Genomic DNA, 14,787 nt, shown 5'->3' with positions numbered 1-14,787 from the left:
CCGGCTGTTGCGGGGCGGTCTCCCGGCCGTCCAGGGCAGGGAAACGCGAGCGCTCGGCGCTATGTGCAGCGAGACCGTGTGCAGTAAAACTTTGCATAGGTCAAACCTGCAGCCTAAGCGCGGGGCCCGGCCGGCCTGTCTGGCGGCTACGAGCCCGCTGCCCACCCACTGGATAGGCAACCGGCACAGCATAGCGCTTGCAGCCCCGCGCAGCAAGCGGCAGACTGGTTGTTATGAACAAGCGCCCCGCTGCTGCCGAATTGCAGTCGCCCCGCGACCGGCTGCTGGCCTACGCTTTTCAGGCCTTGTCGCGCCGCGCGCTGAGTGAAGCCGAACTGCGGGAGCGCCTGGAGCGCCGCAGCGACGATCCCGAACTGGTGGCCGAAGTATTGGCCCGCGTGCAGGAACTGGGCTACCAGAGCGACGAGGTGGTGGCCGAGGCCGAGGCGCGCCGCCGGGGCGTAGGTCAGTACCGGGTGCGGCAAAAGCTCAAGCAGCGCGGGCTGGACGACGACCTGATTCAGGAAACCCTGCAGGAACGCGACCCGGATGCAGAGGAAGACGACGCCCGCGAGCAGTTGCAGCGGCGTCTGGCCGGCTTTGCTCGCAAGAAGAACCCCCGCGCCAGCGCCTACGCCTGGCTGACCCGCCGTGGCTATCCCAGCGACGTGATTCGCCGGCTGCTGGAAGAGGTTAAAGACGAGTTGCCCGAACCCGAGCCGGCGCTGCGCCGCAGCAACTGGAGGTGTGGTGGGGGGAAGAATGGTGGTGGCTGGGGCCGCTCCTGAACCGGCTGCAAGAAATGTTCGGAGGCAGCCCTTGACCGTTCCGGCTCTGGGGCATACACTAATGGCCGGTTTCGAGGCGTAGCGCAGCCTGGTAGCGCACTTCGTTCGGGACGAAGGGGTCGGAGGTTCGAATCCTCTCGCCTCGACCACAAGAGGGCCTTCTGCATTTTTTCGGTGCAGGAGGCCCTTGCTTTTGTTTGGGTTGCTGAGGCCTGGGCCCACCTCCGTCTGGGTTGGCCGCGAGTGGGCCAACAGGACATAGGAAGCGCAGATTTATCTTCTACTTTGGTGCGGTCCTGAGGAGGAAAGCTCCAGCCACTCAGAGGCTGGATGAGAAGCCGACTGTCCGGTTCTCAGGGAAGCAATTCAGTGCAGTACGCAGTTTGCCAGTCTGATGCCCTGCTGACTTAAGGACTCACCAAACACATCTAAGGGATTATTGCCAGTGGCCCCACCAGAATGAAATGTTCCTCATGTTTGAGAGTGTCACCTTGAATGCGTCTCTGTTCTGTAGCCCGCCAGCCGGCTTTGTAAAAGGCTATTTGCTTTGAGGCACAGAACCCGGCCATTCCCCTTCGCCTTTTTCCGAGGTCTGTTCATGAAACAACGCATTTCTACCGCTCTGCTGCTGTCCACCGTTCTGCTGGGTTCCGCCTCGGCACAGTCCTCTTTCTCGGCTTCCGGCCAGACGGCTGATCAGAACGGCACGAATATGACCAGCACTGGCATGACCAGCACTGGCATGACCGGCACCGGCATGACTGGCACCTCCACTGGCAACACGAGCAACTTGGATGGCACCAGCAGCACCACCCCTGGAATGTCCAGTGTGACCTCGACCTCTGGGACCGCCACGGCAGTGACCAGCAACAGCCGGCTGCCCGAAAGTGCGCAGGCGGTGCGCCGTATTCTGGAAAGCCGTGGCCTGCAGAATGCCACTGGTCCAGTACAGCTGCCTGCTCTGCGCGGCCTGACCATTTCCAATAGCCTGCGGGCTCTGCTGCCTAATGCAGTGTGGGATCAGACCAGCACGGCTGCCAGTGGCACCGCTGCGGCAGGTGCGAACATGACCGGTGCTATGGGAACCGGTCTGAACAACAGCACCCTGGGTAACGGCAGCGCCAGCTCCGCTGCTACCGATGACACCAGCCTGAACAGTGACGATACGAGCAGCACCGGTGATCTGGAACAGGATGACAGCTTCTTTACTGACGCTGCTTCGGATATGGATACTTCTGATACCGGCACCGCTTCCAGCATGAGCACTGGCACTTCCAGCATGGGCGCTGGCGCCACTATGAGCACCGGCTCCACTATGGGCGCGACCACCGCGACCGGCGCCACTTCGGCTGCTGCGAGCACCACCACGGCTGATGAACAGGACGACCAGAGCGACATCCTCTCGGCCCTGGAAGCCGATGGCCGTTTCAGCACTTTCCTGAGCCTGGTTGAACAGGCCGGCCTGGAACAGACCCTGCTGGACGACAGCTACACCCTGCTGGTTCCGACCGACGACGCTTTTGCAGCGCTGGACCCCTCGGTGCTGGCCACCCTCAAGGCCGATCCCGATGCGCTTGGCTACGTGCTGGGCTACCACGTGATTCCCGGCAAGCAGACCCCCGGCCAGGGCGCGTTGGTGAATGTCTACGGCGAAACCTTACCGGCCAGCGTGAAGGTGAGCGGCAGCGCCATTACTGCCGGCTCCAGCCAGGCCTATGCGCTGAACAGCGTGATTGTGCCTGACCTGGGCAAGAGCAACAGCAAGTAAGCTCTGGCCTGGCCCTGACCGGCTGAGGCTTTGAAAAGCAGCGAAGCGGTCCTTTCCCTGAGATAACCAGAGGAAAGGGCCGTTTCGCTGCTGGGCTTGTGCCATCGTGTGGCCTGGCAGCTTGCCGTACACTCAGTCATGTTGCAAGACGTTTGGCTGGCGATAGATGAAGGCCGTTATGCAGACGCCGAGAAGATGCTGCGGAGTGACGAGGAGCTGCTGGTGTCACGGGCTGGGCAGATGGCGCTGGGCTACCTGCAAGCGCATACCGGGCGCGTGGGTGAGGCGCGGGAAGTGTTCACCCGCCTGCGCGAGTTGCACCGCGGTGAGGCCTGGGAACCTATTGCGCTGCACCAGCTGGCCCGCACCGAGCGGCTTGCCGGCGAATACCGTACCGGTCTGGACCTGCTGGCCCAGGAACGGACGCTGCTGGAAGGCCTGGAAGCCGACGAGCATCAACAGGCGGTCAATGCGCTGGAAACTGGCCTCTGTTACCTGCAGCTGGGTGAAGGGAACGAGGCGCGGGACTGGCTGGAACGCAGCTTGCGGCAGGCTGAGGGCGCAGAAGACCCCGAAGTGGCTGGCCACGCCGAGCGGTCCCTGGGCGAGTTGGCGCTGCAGCTGGACAATACCTACGCTGCCCACGAGCATTTCACCCGTGCGCTGGCTTTTTTTGAGGAAGCTGAGGACCGCTTTGCCCAGCAAGAGGTTCAGGCACAGCTGTCCGAACTGGAGCAGCCGCAGGCCTGAGTTCAGTGGTATGGGTGTGCCTACGAGCCCCCTGAAGGCGGTGCCGCGACCGGCCTTGCTGGCTAGCGGTTCAGCCGGAAGATGTCCAGGTCAGCGCGGTCCTGGGCGCTGGGGCCCAGAATCTGAGCGGTCAGCAGCCGCGCGGCCTGCACACTGTAGGTAATGCCGTTGCCGCCGTAGCCCAGAGCGAAGAGCAATCGCTCCTGCCCTGGCTTGGGGCCGATATAGGCCAGGCCGTCCTTGGTCTCACCGAAGGTACCGGCCCAGCTGTAGCCGATTTCGGTGTCCAGCTGGGGTTGCAGCCGGCGCAGTTTGCGGTGCAGCCGCTCGGCTTTGGCTTTCAAGCGGCGCTCCCGGCGGGCCGGCGAATAGAAATCATCGTCCTCGCCGCCGATGATGATGCGCCGTTCCCGGGTGGTGCGGGCGTACAGGTAAGGCCGCGCCGTTTCCCAGATCAGGCAGCCGTCCGGCCACAGCGGCGCGTCTTCCGGCAGCGGCTCGGTAACCAGCGCATAGGAATTTTTCAGCTGAGCCAGCCGCCGGACCAGGAATTGCTCGGCCTCGTAGCCGGTGGCCACGATCACCCAGCCCGCCTGAACCTGGATACCCCGGCCCGTGTGCAGGGTAAAGCCGCTGCGGTCCTCATCCAGCCGCTTTACCGGGGACTTCGGCATACTCCTCTTTGCCTGGGGCATCTTTGGAAGGCGCTGTGATCGTTTTGGTCACTGTGGCGTTCGCGCCAGCATCATAAGCGCCTAAACCAACTGAGACATCTGAACCCAGGTTGCCACTGTTTCCACAGGAAGTGAGCAGGAAAAATCCTACCGCCATGCCCAATGCTTTCTTCATATCTCCTCTGCTTCCGGCGGGCTGGACTGCTGGGTATAATACGCCAGGCGCTGCAGACCTGCCAGAAAATCGACATTTTCGACAGTGACATTTTGCCATTTTTCACTCTTGCTAATTTCTTTATCATCTTCAGGTTGAGCTGCTCCCAAGATGGCAGGTGAAAAATTCAAAATGCTACGGATGCCGGCCTGGACAAGAGTTTCGGCGGTCTGTTGGGCCGATTCTATTGGAACGGATAAAAAAGCCATGTCCACATGTTGCTGTGTCATGAATTCGGGAAGCTGCGCCAGCGGCCGGACCGGCAATCCGCCCACGATTTGACCGGCCGGTTGCGGAGCGGGGTCGAACAGCCCAACGTACTCGAAGCTGTATTCGGCCGCGATCGGAAAATGGGCAATGGCCTGTCCCAGCCGCCCCATGCCGACGATGATGATCTGCCAGGGCCGGTCCAGCCCCAGCACCCGGATGATTTTGCGCTTGAGGAGAGCCACGCTGTAGCCACGGCCGCGGGTGCCGACTGGGCCGACATGGGCCAAGTCTTTCCGCACCTGAAAAGCGGTGACCTGGGCCTGCGCCGCCAGCTCACCGGAGCTGACCTGCTGGGTGCCGGCCAGCTCCAGCGTTTCCAGCAGACGCAGATAGGTCACCAAGCGGCTGAGCGTAGCAGAGGGAATGGTCATGGGTGTCAGTGCCTTTGCTACGGAATGGTCAGGCGGCCCCAGCGGACCGCAGAACAGGCGGAAAGTTTGGGCCGGAAGTCAGACGAACTCAGCGCAGGCGGAAATGATCGTAGCCGTTGGCATCCAGCTGCGCTTCGGCACTGGCAATCTCATTGGCGGCAAAGGGACCGATGATGACCCGCACCCGCTCACCTTCTGGGGCATTGACACTGGGGCTGAAGCCCTGATTTTGCAGGTCGCTAACCAGTTGCTGGGCACGGTCAGGTTCGTCGAAAGCACCGATCTGGAGATAGACCGGGCCGGCAGAAGCCTGCTGTGCGGGCGCGGGTGTGGCCTGCTGCTGAGCAGGTTTGGGCTGGGCACGCGCTGCGGGCTGCGGGTTGGCCGGTTTGGGCGCTGCTTGCTGGCGGGCGGGTGCCTGCTGGGCCGGTTTGGGTGCGGCCTGTTGCTGGGCGGGTTTGGGCTCGGTACGCGCTGCGGGCTGCGGGTTGGCCGGCTTGGGCGCCGCTTGCTGACGAGTGGGTGCCTGCTGGGCCGGTTTGGGTGCGGCCTGCTGCTGAGCGGGTTTGGGCTCGGTACGCGCTGCGGGCTGTGAATTGGCCGGCTTGGGCGCCGCTTGCTGGCGAGCGGGTGCCTGCTGGGCCGGTTTGGGTGCGGCCTGCTGCTGAGCGGGTTTAGGCTCGGTACGTGCTGCGGGCTGCGGATTGGCCGGTTTGGGCGCCGCCTGCTGCTGGGCCGCCGCATTGGAGGCGGGTGCGCGGGAGGTGCTGCCGTCGTTGCTGGAGCTGGCCGGCTTGCTCGGTGCAGCGGCTCCCGGCCGGGGAGCGAACAGCGCCGCACTGGGATAGGCACGCTGAATATCGGCCAGTGCCTGCTGCGCAGAGGCGGCGTCGGCAAAGGGGCCGACTTGGGCCACCACTTCGTTCCCCAGGCTGATGGAGTAGACCGTGTAGCCCAGCGCCGCCACGCTGGCGGTCTGGTTGACAGCTGTCTTGGGTGTGCTGAAACCGCCCAGGCTGATGCGGTAGTCGCTGCGGGTGGGCACCCGGTCGGCACTGACCGGCACGGCGCCGCCGCTGCGGGGTGCCACGCTTGCCGCTGCATCAGTTACATCATTGCTGTCCGGAGTTGTCGCCGTTTGCGGAGTGTCGGAGGCACCAGAAGTATCGGTGTCGGTGGTGGCGTTGGCCGAAGCTTCATTGGTGGTGCTGGCCGGCGTCTGTGCTTCTTCGTCTGCCGGGGTGGTGGTCGGCGCCGGTGCCGTGACAGCCGGAGTGGGGGTGATGGTCACTTCTTCGGCCGGCTGTTCGGTAGCGGCGCCGCTGGCGGCCGCTTTATCGCCGGCGCTGGTTTGGGCTGCGCTGCTTTCTTCGGCCGGCTTGGCCGGGGTGCCGGGCGCAGCAGGAATCTCGGGCGGCGTTTTGGCCTGAGTGGCCTGGGTGGTCTGCGCCGTTTCGGTCGAGGCCTTGCGCTGTCCGAACAGCAGGGTGGCAAAGCCGATCAGCAGGGCCAGGACCACCAGACCAATCAGGATATCGGGGAGGCGGTTACGTCCTTCCAGTCGGCTCATTTTAGTACTCCTCTGGCAGCGGTGCTGCCCAGCGCGGCGGCGGTCTTGAAGGCCACCTTGGCTTCGGCCGCTTTGCCGGCGGCGCGGCGGGTCAGGCCCAGCAGATACCAGGCTTCGGCGTCTTTGGGGGTTTCGGCGACCAGGCCCAGCAGCAGCGTCTCGGCTTCGGCGGTGCGGCCGCTGGCCAGCAGGGCCGAGGCCAGATTACGGCGGGCCAGCGGGGTGGGGCTGAGGCGCACGCTTTCGCTCAGCGCTTCAGTGGCGGCGCTGTAGTTCTTCTGCTTGTACTCGCTCAGGCCTAGCCACAAAGAGGTGTCGGCCGCAGGCACGGCGGCTGCACTGGAACGCAGCGAGGTGCTGGCGTCGGCGTAACGGCCGCTGCGGTAGTCCAGCAGGCCCAGCACCAGTTCGGCGCGGGCGCGGGTTTCGGGGGTCAGAGCCGGCATCTTCAGGGCCACGGCCACGTCACGGCGGGCGTCGGCGTAGCGGCCCAGGTCCAGCCGCAACGCGGCCAGCTCGGTGCGGTAACCGGCATTTTTCGGTTGCAGCACTGCGGCCTCGCGGTAGGCTTGCAGGGCCCCGGCTTTATCGCCGGCGCGGCGGCGCAGGTCGCCCAGCAACGCAAAGGCTGGGGCGTTCTGATTGTTCAGGTGCAAGCTGTCCTGTACGGCAGTGATGGCCGCCTTGACATTACCCTGCCGCTCCAGCAACTGGCCCCGGCGCAGCAGCAGCCGGGCGCGTTCGCTGTTGCTGGTGGCGCTGGCCAGGGCACTTTCCACTTCGCTCAGGCCACGGTCGGGGAGGCCCTGCGCCTCATAGATATCGGCCAGCAGCAGCGCGGCGTCGGTGCGGGTGCCGGCGTTGCCCAGAGCGTCGTAGGTGCCGGGCAGTGCGGCGACGCCTTCGCCTGTCAGGGTCTGGACCTGAGCCAGCCGCAGTTGTAGCCGGGCGTCGCCTGGCGCCAGGGCCACCATGTCGCCCAGGGTCTGGCGCAGCCCGGCGTAATCTCCAGCGCGGGTCTGCTCAGCGGCCAGAGCTTCCAGCACGTACAGCTGGGTGTCTGGCCCGGCCGAGGTGCGCGCCAGCTCAGCGGCCCGCCGGAAAAAGTCCAGCGCCTGTGGGTACCGCTTTTCCTGTACGGCCAGCACGCCGAGGTTATAGGGCCCCTCGAAACGCTCAGGCGCCAGCGCGATCAGCTGGCCCAGCTCGAATTTGGCCGCTTCGGTTCTGCCCTGGGCCAGCAGGGCCAGCGCCAGACCGAAATGGGCCTCGGGGTGCCGGTAGTTCTGCGAGACCACCGCCTCAAAAGTGCGGGTGGCCTGAGCAGCGTTGCCTTTTCCCAGCGCCGTATAGGCTGCCTGCAGCCTGCCCTGCTGCTCGCTGGTCAGCGGAGGAAAGTTGGGGGCAGCCGGTGCCGCAGGGCCCTGGGCAGCTGGTGTACCGCTGGCCGGGGCAGCTGGCGCCTGCCCGTTCAGGTCGGCGGCCGCTTGATTGGCCGGCGCCATGATCTGTGTCAGGCGGTCTCGGACCTGCGGCACGATGCTGGGACTGGGACCGCCGATGCTGTCCAGCGTTCCGGAGATTCCGGCGGCGGCTGAGGTTTCAATCAGCGTCTGGGCCGCTGCGCCGCCCCAGAGCGAAACCCCAAGCCCGAGGGCCAGAGTCAAAGAGTGAGCTAACTTCATAACTGCCTCCTGTGGCTGCAAAGTGCCTCAGATTATCATCACTGCGTCACAAATCCATGAAGAAAAATGGGGGTATCGTTTCCTGGCGGCGGGAATGATCTTAGTTCCCGGCCGGAAGAGGGGCCCGTCTGGTCTACCCTGCAGTCATGGACCTCCGCTCTGCCCGCGCCGCTCTGCAAATCGCCCGCCGCGTTGCCGTTCTGACCGGTGCCGGGGTGAGTGCAGCCAGCGGCATTCCCACGTTCCGTGACGCCCAGAGCGGCCACTGGGCCCGTTTCCGGCCCGAGGACCTTGCCAGCCCGGAAGCCTACGCGGCCGACCCCGAGCTGGTCTGGGCCTGGTACGCCGGGCGCTACCGCGACGTGCTGGCAGCGCAGCCCAACCCGGCCCATCACCTGCTGGTACGGCTGGAACAGCAAAAAGGAGCTGGATTTTTTCTGGCGACCCAGAATGTGGACGGGCTGCATGCCCGCGCCGGCAGCGGAACTCGGGGCGGCCGGCTGGCCGAGCTGCACGGCAACCTGGCCTTGGCCCGCGACGAGGTGACCGGCGAAGTTTTCCCGCTGCCTGACCCTGCCCAGCTGAGCTTGCCGCCGCTGTCACCGGCCGGGCACCGGATGCGGCCAAACGTCGTCTGGTTCGGCGAATATCTGCCGGAAGAAGCCCTGCGAGCGGCCCAGCAAGCGTTCGCGCAAGCCGACATAGCCCTGATCATCGGCACCAGCGCCGTGGTCTATCCGGCGGCCGGGCTGGCACGGGATACCCTGCTGGGCGGGGGTAAAGTCATTGAGATCAATCCAGAGCCGACTGACCTGACACGCCTTGCCAGCTTCAGCCTGCGCGAGACGGCCGAGCGGGGCCTGGACCTGCTACTGACCGAGCATTTGAACGAGCACTGATTCCGCCTTTTCCCGGCCTCCATTCCAACCCGGCTCACACCCCGGATCAGCCCGGCAAGGTATAATTTCCCGATTATATGGCCGCGCTGCGGCCGGCGGGCCTGCTCAGGCCATGGGCTTGCCAGAACCGAGATGGTAGCGGCGCGGCGAAGAAAGTGGACGGTACGAAAGCGGCCCGGTCCCGGGAGCGTTTCTGCCAGGGCTTCTTTCAAGGCCACTCTAAGGCTTTTCCCGGCTGGCCTCGAATCCCCCCCGGCGTCCTGGCTCCCCCGCTTTCTATTTTCCTGCCTGCCTGTTTCCCTCAAGCCATTCGGGGCTTCCCTTACCGGAAAGGAGCCCCACCTATGACGGCTCAGAACATAACTTTCTCCCTGCCGGAAACTGAGATTTTCCCCGCCCGGATCAAGGCGGTTGAACCCGGCGGCGCGGCCGAAGCGGCTGGCGTGCGCCCCGGCGACATGCTGCTGCGCATGAACGGCCAGGCCGTGACCGACGTGCTGGCTTACCGCCGCATCCTCACCGAAGGCGACGTGGAACTGGAACTGGGCCGCCCTGCCGAATTGCAGCCCGCACCTTTCGGCATGCCCGGCATCGGCCGGGACAAGACCTGGCGGCCGGTGGGCCAGCCCCCGCTGCCCGAGTTTGACCGGGTGTGGCGCTTTAGCGTCAGCTGGGAAGACCCCGGCATCGAATTCGAGGATGTGCTGTTCGACGGCATCAAGAAGTGCGCCAACAAGTGTGATTTCTGTTATGTCCACCAGATGCCCAAGGGCTTTCGCAAGAGCCTTTACATCATGGACGACGATTACCGGCTGTCTTTCCTGTTCGGCTCGTTCGTGACCCTGACCAACCTCACCGAAGCCGACGTGCAGCGCATTCTGAACGAGAACCTCTCGCCTCTGTATGTCTCGGTGCACACCACCAACCAGGAACTGCGCCACGACATGATGAACTGGTGGAAACTGAAGGTCAAAGACGAGGCTTCGGTGGACATCAAGGGCATGCTGGAACGCCTCAGCGACATTGACCTGTACACCCAGGTGGTCCTACTGCCCGAACGCAACGACCGCGAGGAGCTGGACCATACGGTCGAGTATCTGGCGAGCCGGCCCAACGTGATCTCGGCGGCGGTGGTGCCGATCGGGCTGACCGGACACCGCCAGAATCTGGCCGAGGTGCGCACCTTTACCCGTGAAGAAGCAGAAGCCCGCGATACCATTCAGCGCCTGAACGTGTGGCGCCGGCGTTTCCTGGAGGAAAAGGGCACCCGCTTCGTGTTTCCCAGCGACGAGTTCTATCTGCTGGCCGGCGAACCGCTGCCCAGTGAGGAAGAATACGAGGGCTTTCCCATGCTGGAAAACGGCGTGGGTATGGTGCGCGATTTCCTGACCGAAGGTCTGCCGGCCGATCTGCCGGCTGCGCTGATGCACCCGATGAAAGTGATTTTGGGGACCGGCAGCCTCTTCGCCGAGACGCTGGACCGCGCTGTCGAGCCGCTGCGGGCCATTGGGGGCCTCGACCTGGAAGTGCGGGCCATTCGCAACATTACTTTCGGCGAAGTGACCAGCGTGGCGGGCCTGCTGACGGGCCGCTGCTTCCGGCACGGCGTCACCCCCGGCGAGGCCGACTTGCTGGTGGTGCCGCCCACCACGCTGCGCTACGGCACCGAGCTGATGTTGGACGACCTGAGCCTCACCGAGCTGCGCGCCGACCTGAAAATGGACGTCCGCCCCGGTGGCTCCACCCTGGGCGAGCTGGCCCGGGTGATTCTGGAAGGCGCCCAGAGCAGTGGCCTGCAGTGGGGCATGAGCGCACACGCGGTCAAGGAAGACCGCGGCCACGCCTGAGCGGAAAAGAAAAAAGGATCCCCGGCCCACCCCCTGCGGTGGGCCTTTTCTTTAGGCTGATTTCTCCAGGCCGGTTAGGGGCGCCGCTGTTCCGGTTCAGTTCATACCTTGGTCGGTGAAAAGACCGGAATTGTGACATAATTCCGCCCATGTTAGCTGGATTCAGAGATTTCATTATGCGTGGCAATGTGGTTGACCTGGCGGTCGGTGTGGTGATCGGGGCGGCCTTTAACAACGTGGTGTCGGCTTTTACCAAGGCTTTTCTGGACCCGCTGGTGCGGCTGGTGGGTGGCGGCGAGGTGGCCGGCTCCATCGTGCTGCGGGCGGCTTCGGCCACCCAGGACGCCATCGTGCTGGACTACGGCTCGTTTCTGACGTCGCTGATCAATTTCCTGCTGACGGCCGCTGTGCTGTATTTCTTTGTGGTGCAGCCCATGAATGTCGTCAACGAGCGGCTCAAGCGCAGCGAGAAGCCGGCGGTGGCCGAGCCCAGCAACGAGGAAAAACTGCTGGCCGAAATCCGCGACGCCCTGCGGCAGCAGCCACGCAGCTGAGCTGAGAGCCTGAGGGGCCCGGCCCCTTGTGATAGGGCCGGGCCGTTTTCTCTCAGCTCTCACCGGCGGGCACTAAGCTGTCAGGCAGTATGCGCCGAGTTTGGCTCCGCCCCCTTCTGGCTTTCCTGGCCGCCGCCCTGTTGCTGCTGTTGGCAGCGACCGGAGTGATGTATGTGGTCTGGACCCGTGACCTGCCCAGCGTGGACGATGTGGACCTGCTGGCCCTGGGCGGCGAGACCCGCGTCTATGACCGCAAGAACCGCCTGATCGGCGTGCTGACGCCCAGCCTCAGCAGCGGCGCCGTGGCCAGCGGTAACCTACTGGAACTGGGCGAGATCAGCCAGCCGCTGCGTAAAGCGGTGGTCAGCAGCGAGGACCGGCGCTTTAATACCCACCGCGGCGTGGACCTGATCGGGGTCAGCCGTGGCCTGCTTAAGGGCCTGTTCTTCGGGGACCTGGAAGGCGGCAGCTCGATTACCCAGCAGCTGGTCAAAAACACCCTGCTGGAAGACCTCAACGCCGAGCGCACCCTGGAGCGCAAGTTCAAAGAAGCGGTGCTGGCCTCGCGGGTCGAGAAGAACTTTTCCAAGTCGCAGATTCTGGCGGCTTACCTGAACGTGGTGTACTGGGGCAAGACCGACCGGCACTCGATCGTGGGGATTGATCAGGCGGCGCACGCCTATTTCGGCAAGGAAGCCGCGCAGCTGAACCTGGCCGAAAGTGCCTACCTGGCGGTGCTGATTCCGGCGCCCAACTCGCGCTATCAGAAGTTCGAGGAATTCCGCCCGCTGACCCGCAACCTGCTGAACCGGATGGTGGAAGACGGCAGCGTGACCCAGGCGCAGGCGGACCAGGCCTGGCGCACCCCAATTTATCCGGCCGGCTGGCGCATCGGCTGGAATGCCGACGGCAGCGTGCGCGGCGCCGTGTTGGAAAATCCGGGCCGATTGGAAGAGAACCTGCCGGCCCGGCCGCCGCAGGTGGCGTTTCACTATCTGCAGGCGGTGGGGCGCGAACTGGTGGCGCAACTGGGCCGCAAGGAAGCCTATTCCAGCGCCAAGATCGTGACCGGGCTGGACCTGGACGCCCAGCTGGCCGTCGAGAAAGCCGCCCGCGAGGCCCAGCTGCCGGCCGGGGCCACCCTGGGGATGGCTTTTGTGGACCCGGCCAACGGCGAAGTGACCGCGATGGTAGGCCAGCAGCTGGACGGCAGCCGCCCCGCCGACTGGGACAATGCCACGCAGTCGCGCCGGCAGGTGGGCAGCTCCATCAAGCCGTTCGTGTATACCCTGGCACTTTCGCAGGGCTGGCAGCAGAGCGACACTGTGCTAGACGCCCCGCTGTCCGGCGACTATCAGCCCAAGAACTACGATGGCCGCTGGCTGGGCCGCCCGGTCACGCTGCGCTACGCGCTGGACCATTCGCTAAATCTGCCCACCGTGCGGCTGGCGCAGGAGGTGGGTGTGGACAAGCTGGAAGGCAAGCTGACCCAGCTGGGCTTTCAGGTGCAGCCGAACCTGGGCCTCAGCCTCAGCATCGGCACGCTGGAGGCCAGCCCGCTACAGATGGCTTCGGCTTACGCGGCTTTTGCCAACGGCGGTCTCTACCGCCCGGCCACTTTCGTGCGGCAGGTGATAGACGAACAGGGCAAGGTGGTTTACCGCCGCCCCAAAGTGCCGGCGGTGCGGGTCTGGGACGAGCGGACCGCTTACCTGGGCCTGGATATGCTGCGCGGCGTGGTGGACGACCTCTCCGAGCGTCAGGGCGGCCTGGCTGCCCGCGCCCGCATTGAGGGCTGGCCGGTGGGCGGCAAGACCGGGACCACCAACGATATCCGCGACCTCTGGTTTGCCGGAGTGGTGCCGGGGGTGGCCGGAGCCGTCTGGGTGGGCCGCGAGGACAACCAGCCGCTGCCGTCTTGGGCCTACAGCGGCACGGTGCCGGCCCCGGTCTGGCAGAACGCGGTGCGCGGCCTGCTGGGCCAGCGCAAACCACAGGATTTTGCGGTGCCGCAGGGCATCGCCTTCGCAACGGTACGGCACATCAACATGGCTTTCCTGAGCGAGAAACTGCGCGGTGCGGCCGATGGCGCGCCCTCCGCCGGCTCGGGTGCTACGCCCCCGGCACCGGTCACGGACGCGGCCCCGGCAGCCCCCGAGCCGCCTGTCACCACTCAGCCCAAGACGGTCCCGGCCCTGCCGCCCGAGACGGCCCCGGACTCCTGGCCAGATGCGCCTGCGCCCGCTGCGCCGCCCCCCGAGCCGGATATCCTGCCGCCTGAGCAGTCCCAACCGGACCTGATGCCCCCGGCGGCCCCTGCTGTCCCTGAGGAAGTGCCCACTCCTGAAACCGACTTTGGAGCGCCGGCGACCCCGGCCGACCCGCTGCCGCTGCCGGACCTGAATGACCTGCAAAATGGAGCCAAGCAGGCCTGGGAAGATACCCAGCGTGCCGCAGAAGAGCGTGTACGTGAGGGTTTGCAGCAGGGCCGTGACCAGGCGAGCGATGGCCTGCAGCGGGCGCTGGATCAGGCGCGTGAGCAGTTACAGCAGCTGCCGCAGAATGTGCCGCAGGCCAATCCTTGATCCCGAGTCCAGAAAATTGTTGGCCAGCCCCCTACACTGTTCTCATGGACCCACAGCGGCTATTGCGTGAGAATCCACTGTTTTGTGGAGCGACGGAAGAAGCTCTCCGGGAAGCCGGCCGTGTGGCGGTGCCCTACCACTTTGAAGAGGGCGAGGTGCTGCTGTTTCAGGACCGTGACGGAGAACTGCTGCACCTGCTGACTTCCGGAGCGGTGCGCATCAGCCGGCTGGGCACCGGCCAGCTGGAACGCACGGTCAGCGAGCTGTACGCGCCCAATCTGGTGGGCGAAAGCGCCCTGTTGCTGGGCGGTGAGCGCAACGCGACCGTTACTGCCACCCTGCCCAGCGATACCCTGGCGCTGCACCGGCCACACCTGGAAATGATTGCCCGGCGCGACCCCACGCTGCTGTGGAACCTCGCCCGCATTCTGGCCGGGCGGGTGCGCGACTTGAACGACGAACTGATCGCCTCGGGGCATTCGACCGACGCGGCCTTGGCCCATGTGCTGCGCGGGCTGTACGCGCAGCGAGTGCAGGCCGGAATCCCCGACGCTCAGGCATTGCCTCTGACCCACGCGGACTTGATGGTGCGACTTTCGGCCAGCCGCGAGACGGTGTCGCGGGTGCTGCGGCGCTTTCAGAAACAGGGTCTGATCCGGGTGGCGGACGGCCGCCTGTACCTGCTGCGCCCCGAGGTGCTGGACGGCTACGACCCCGAAGACGGCCAGCACCACAGCGAGGCCTGAGCCGCGCGGAGCTGGCGAACATGACCGCTAAATAAGCCATTCGGCACAGCCGGCGCAGGGCGGGCG

Annotated in this window: 13 protein-coding genes and 1 tRNA gene; 9 read left to right on the top strand and 5 right to left on the bottom strand. The window is 65.2% G+C overall.

The genetic code is table 11. The annotated features are described in order from the left end of the window. Nucleotides 1-233: 233 nt before the first annotated feature. The 4 genes from OCI36_RS05330 (at nt 234) to OCI36_RS05315 (ending at nt 3,306) form a co-directional block, all read left to right on the top strand. Nucleotides 234-788, top strand: coding sequence for a RecX family transcriptional regulator (locus tag OCI36_RS05330; RefSeq protein ID WP_261664043.1), 555 nt, complete (start codon nt 234-236; stop codon nt 786-788). Between the two features lie 72 nt (nt 789-860). Then, nucleotides 861-937: transfer RNA gene (locus tag OCI36_RS05325), tRNA-Pro, on the top strand. A 449-nt stretch (nt 938-1,386) separates the two neighbouring features. Next, nucleotides 1,387-2,556 carry a fasciclin domain-containing protein gene (locus OCI36_RS05320; RefSeq protein ID WP_261664042.1) on the top strand — a complete coding sequence of 390 codons (1,170 nt, stop codon included), beginning with the start codon at nt 1,387-1,389 and terminating at the stop codon, nt 2,554-2,556. A gap of 138 nt (nt 2,557-2,694) precedes the next feature. Further along, complete coding sequence (locus tag OCI36_RS05315) at nt 2,695-3,306, top strand: hypothetical protein (RefSeq protein ID WP_261664041.1); 612 nt, start codon at nt 2,695-2,697, stop codon at nt 3,304-3,306. A gap of 62 nt (nt 3,307-3,368) precedes the next feature. On the opposite strand, the gene OCI36_RS05310 is transcribed toward OCI36_RS05315, so the two are convergent. The 5 genes from OCI36_RS05310 to OCI36_RS05290 form a co-directional block, all read right to left on the bottom strand. After that, nucleotides 3,369-3,980: an NAD(P)/FAD-dependent oxidoreductase gene (locus OCI36_RS05310; protein WP_261664040.1), complete on the bottom strand. Its 612-nt coding sequence runs from the start codon at nt 3,978-3,980 to the stop codon at nt 3,369-3,371. Next, complete coding sequence (locus tag OCI36_RS05305; protein ID WP_261664039.1) at nt 3,949-4,155, bottom strand: hypothetical protein; 207 nt, start codon at nt 4,153-4,155, stop codon at nt 3,949-3,951. The genes OCI36_RS05310 and OCI36_RS05305 overlap by 32 nt, the downstream gene beginning before the upstream one ends. Beyond that, nucleotides 4,152-4,835 carry a redox-sensing transcriptional repressor Rex gene (locus OCI36_RS05300; RefSeq protein WP_261664038.1) on the bottom strand — a complete coding sequence of 228 codons (684 nt, stop codon included), beginning with the start codon at nt 4,833-4,835 and terminating at the stop codon, nt 4,152-4,154. The genes OCI36_RS05305 and OCI36_RS05300 overlap by 4 nt, the downstream gene beginning before the upstream one ends. Before the next feature lie 88 nt (nt 4,836-4,923). Then, nucleotides 4,924-6,405 (bottom strand): SPOR domain-containing protein, encoded by a 1,482-nt coding sequence (locus OCI36_RS05295; protein WP_261664037.1) that lies wholly within the window; start codon nt 6,403-6,405, stop codon nt 4,924-4,926. Next, nucleotides 6,402-8,090, bottom strand: coding sequence for a tetratricopeptide repeat protein (locus OCI36_RS05290; protein ID WP_261664036.1), 1,689 nt, complete (start codon nt 8,088-8,090; stop codon nt 6,402-6,404). The genes OCI36_RS05295 and OCI36_RS05290 overlap by 4 nt, the downstream gene beginning before the upstream one ends. 146 nt (nt 8,091-8,236) lie before the next feature. On the opposite strand from OCI36_RS05290, the gene OCI36_RS05285 reads away from it, so the two are divergent. The 5 genes from OCI36_RS05285 (at nt 8,237) to OCI36_RS05265 (ending at nt 14,721) form a co-directional block, all read left to right on the top strand. Further along, the gene (locus OCI36_RS05285; protein WP_261664035.1) at nt 8,237-8,989 is read left to right on the top strand and encodes a Sir2 family NAD-dependent protein deacetylase; all 753 of its coding nucleotides are present in this window, start codon (nt 8,237-8,239) and stop codon (nt 8,987-8,989) included. 344 nt (nt 8,990-9,333) lie between these two features. Next, nucleotides 9,334-10,836, top strand: coding sequence for a DUF512 domain-containing protein (locus tag OCI36_RS05280; RefSeq protein WP_261664034.1), 1,503 nt, complete (start codon nt 9,334-9,336; stop codon nt 10,834-10,836). Nucleotides 10,837-10,985: 149 nt separating this feature from the next. Further along, nucleotides 10,986-11,390: a large conductance mechanosensitive channel protein MscL gene (mscL, locus tag OCI36_RS05275; RefSeq protein WP_261664033.1), complete on the top strand. Its 405-nt coding sequence runs from the start codon at nt 10,986-10,988 to the stop codon at nt 11,388-11,390. A gap of 89 nt (nt 11,391-11,479) precedes the next feature. Beyond that, a complete protein-coding gene (locus OCI36_RS05270; RefSeq protein ID WP_261664032.1) occupies nt 11,480-13,975 on the top strand; it encodes a transglycosylase domain-containing protein in 2,496 nt (831 codons plus the stop codon). 44 nt (nt 13,976-14,019) lie between these two features. Then, nucleotides 14,020-14,721 (top strand): Crp/Fnr family transcriptional regulator, encoded by a 702-nt coding sequence (locus OCI36_RS05265; protein WP_261664031.1) that lies wholly within the window; start codon nt 14,020-14,022, stop codon nt 14,719-14,721. Nucleotides 14,722-14,787: the final 66 nt, after the last annotated feature.

Origin of the sequence: Deinococcus sp. Marseille-Q6407, assembly GCF_946848805.1 — a bacterium.
In the GTDB taxonomy this organism is placed as follows: domain Bacteria; phylum Deinococcota; class Deinococci; order Deinococcales; family Deinococcaceae; genus Deinococcus.
Note: the sequence above shows the minus strand (reverse complement) of the source record. Positions and strands in the feature narration are given on the sequence as shown.

What these genes read in the sequence shown, in the direction of transcription:
- OCI36_RS05265 (WP_261664031.1), top strand. Translation starts at nt 14,020, where the DNA reads ATGGACCCACAGCGGCTATTGCGTGAGAATCCACTGTTTTGTGGAGCG.
- OCI36_RS05310 (WP_261664040.1), bottom strand. Translation starts at nt 3,980, where the DNA reads ATGCCGAAGTCCCCGGTAAAGCGGCTGGATGAGGACCGCAGCGGCTTT.
- OCI36_RS05285 (WP_261664035.1), top strand. Translation starts at nt 8,237, where the DNA reads ATGGACCTCCGCTCTGCCCGCGCCGCTCTGCAAATCGCCCGCCGCGTT.
- mscL (WP_261664033.1), top strand. Translation starts at nt 10,986, where the DNA reads ATGTTAGCTGGATTCAGAGATTTCATTATGCGTGGCAATGTGGTTGAC.
- OCI36_RS05320 (WP_261664042.1), top strand. Translation starts at nt 1,387, where the DNA reads ATGAAACAACGCATTTCTACCGCTCTGCTGCTGTCCACCGTTCTGCTG.
- OCI36_RS05280 (WP_261664034.1), top strand. Translation starts at nt 9,334, where the DNA reads ATGACGGCTCAGAACATAACTTTCTCCCTGCCGGAAACTGAGATTTTC.
- OCI36_RS05270 (WP_261664032.1), top strand. Translation starts at nt 11,480, where the DNA reads ATGCGCCGAGTTTGGCTCCGCCCCCTTCTGGCTTTCCTGGCCGCCGCC.
- OCI36_RS05295 (WP_261664037.1), bottom strand. Translation starts at nt 6,405, where the DNA reads ATGAGCCGACTGGAAGGACGTAACCGCCTCCCCGATATCCTGATTGGT.
- OCI36_RS05330 (WP_261664043.1), top strand. Translation starts at nt 234, where the DNA reads ATGAACAAGCGCCCCGCTGCTGCCGAATTGCAGTCGCCCCGCGACCGG.
- OCI36_RS05300 (WP_261664038.1), bottom strand. Translation starts at nt 4,835, where the DNA reads ATGACCATTCCCTCTGCTACGCTCAGCCGCTTGGTGACCTATCTGCGT.
- OCI36_RS05290 (WP_261664036.1), bottom strand. Translation starts at nt 8,090, where the DNA reads ATGAAGTTAGCTCACTCTTTGACTCTGGCCCTCGGGCTTGGGGTTTCG.
- OCI36_RS05315 (WP_261664041.1), top strand. Translation starts at nt 2,695, where the DNA reads ATGTTGCAAGACGTTTGGCTGGCGATAGATGAAGGCCGTTATGCAGAC.
- OCI36_RS05305 (WP_261664039.1), bottom strand. Translation starts at nt 4,155, where the DNA reads ATGAAGAAAGCATTGGGCATGGCGGTAGGATTTTTCCTGCTCACTTCC.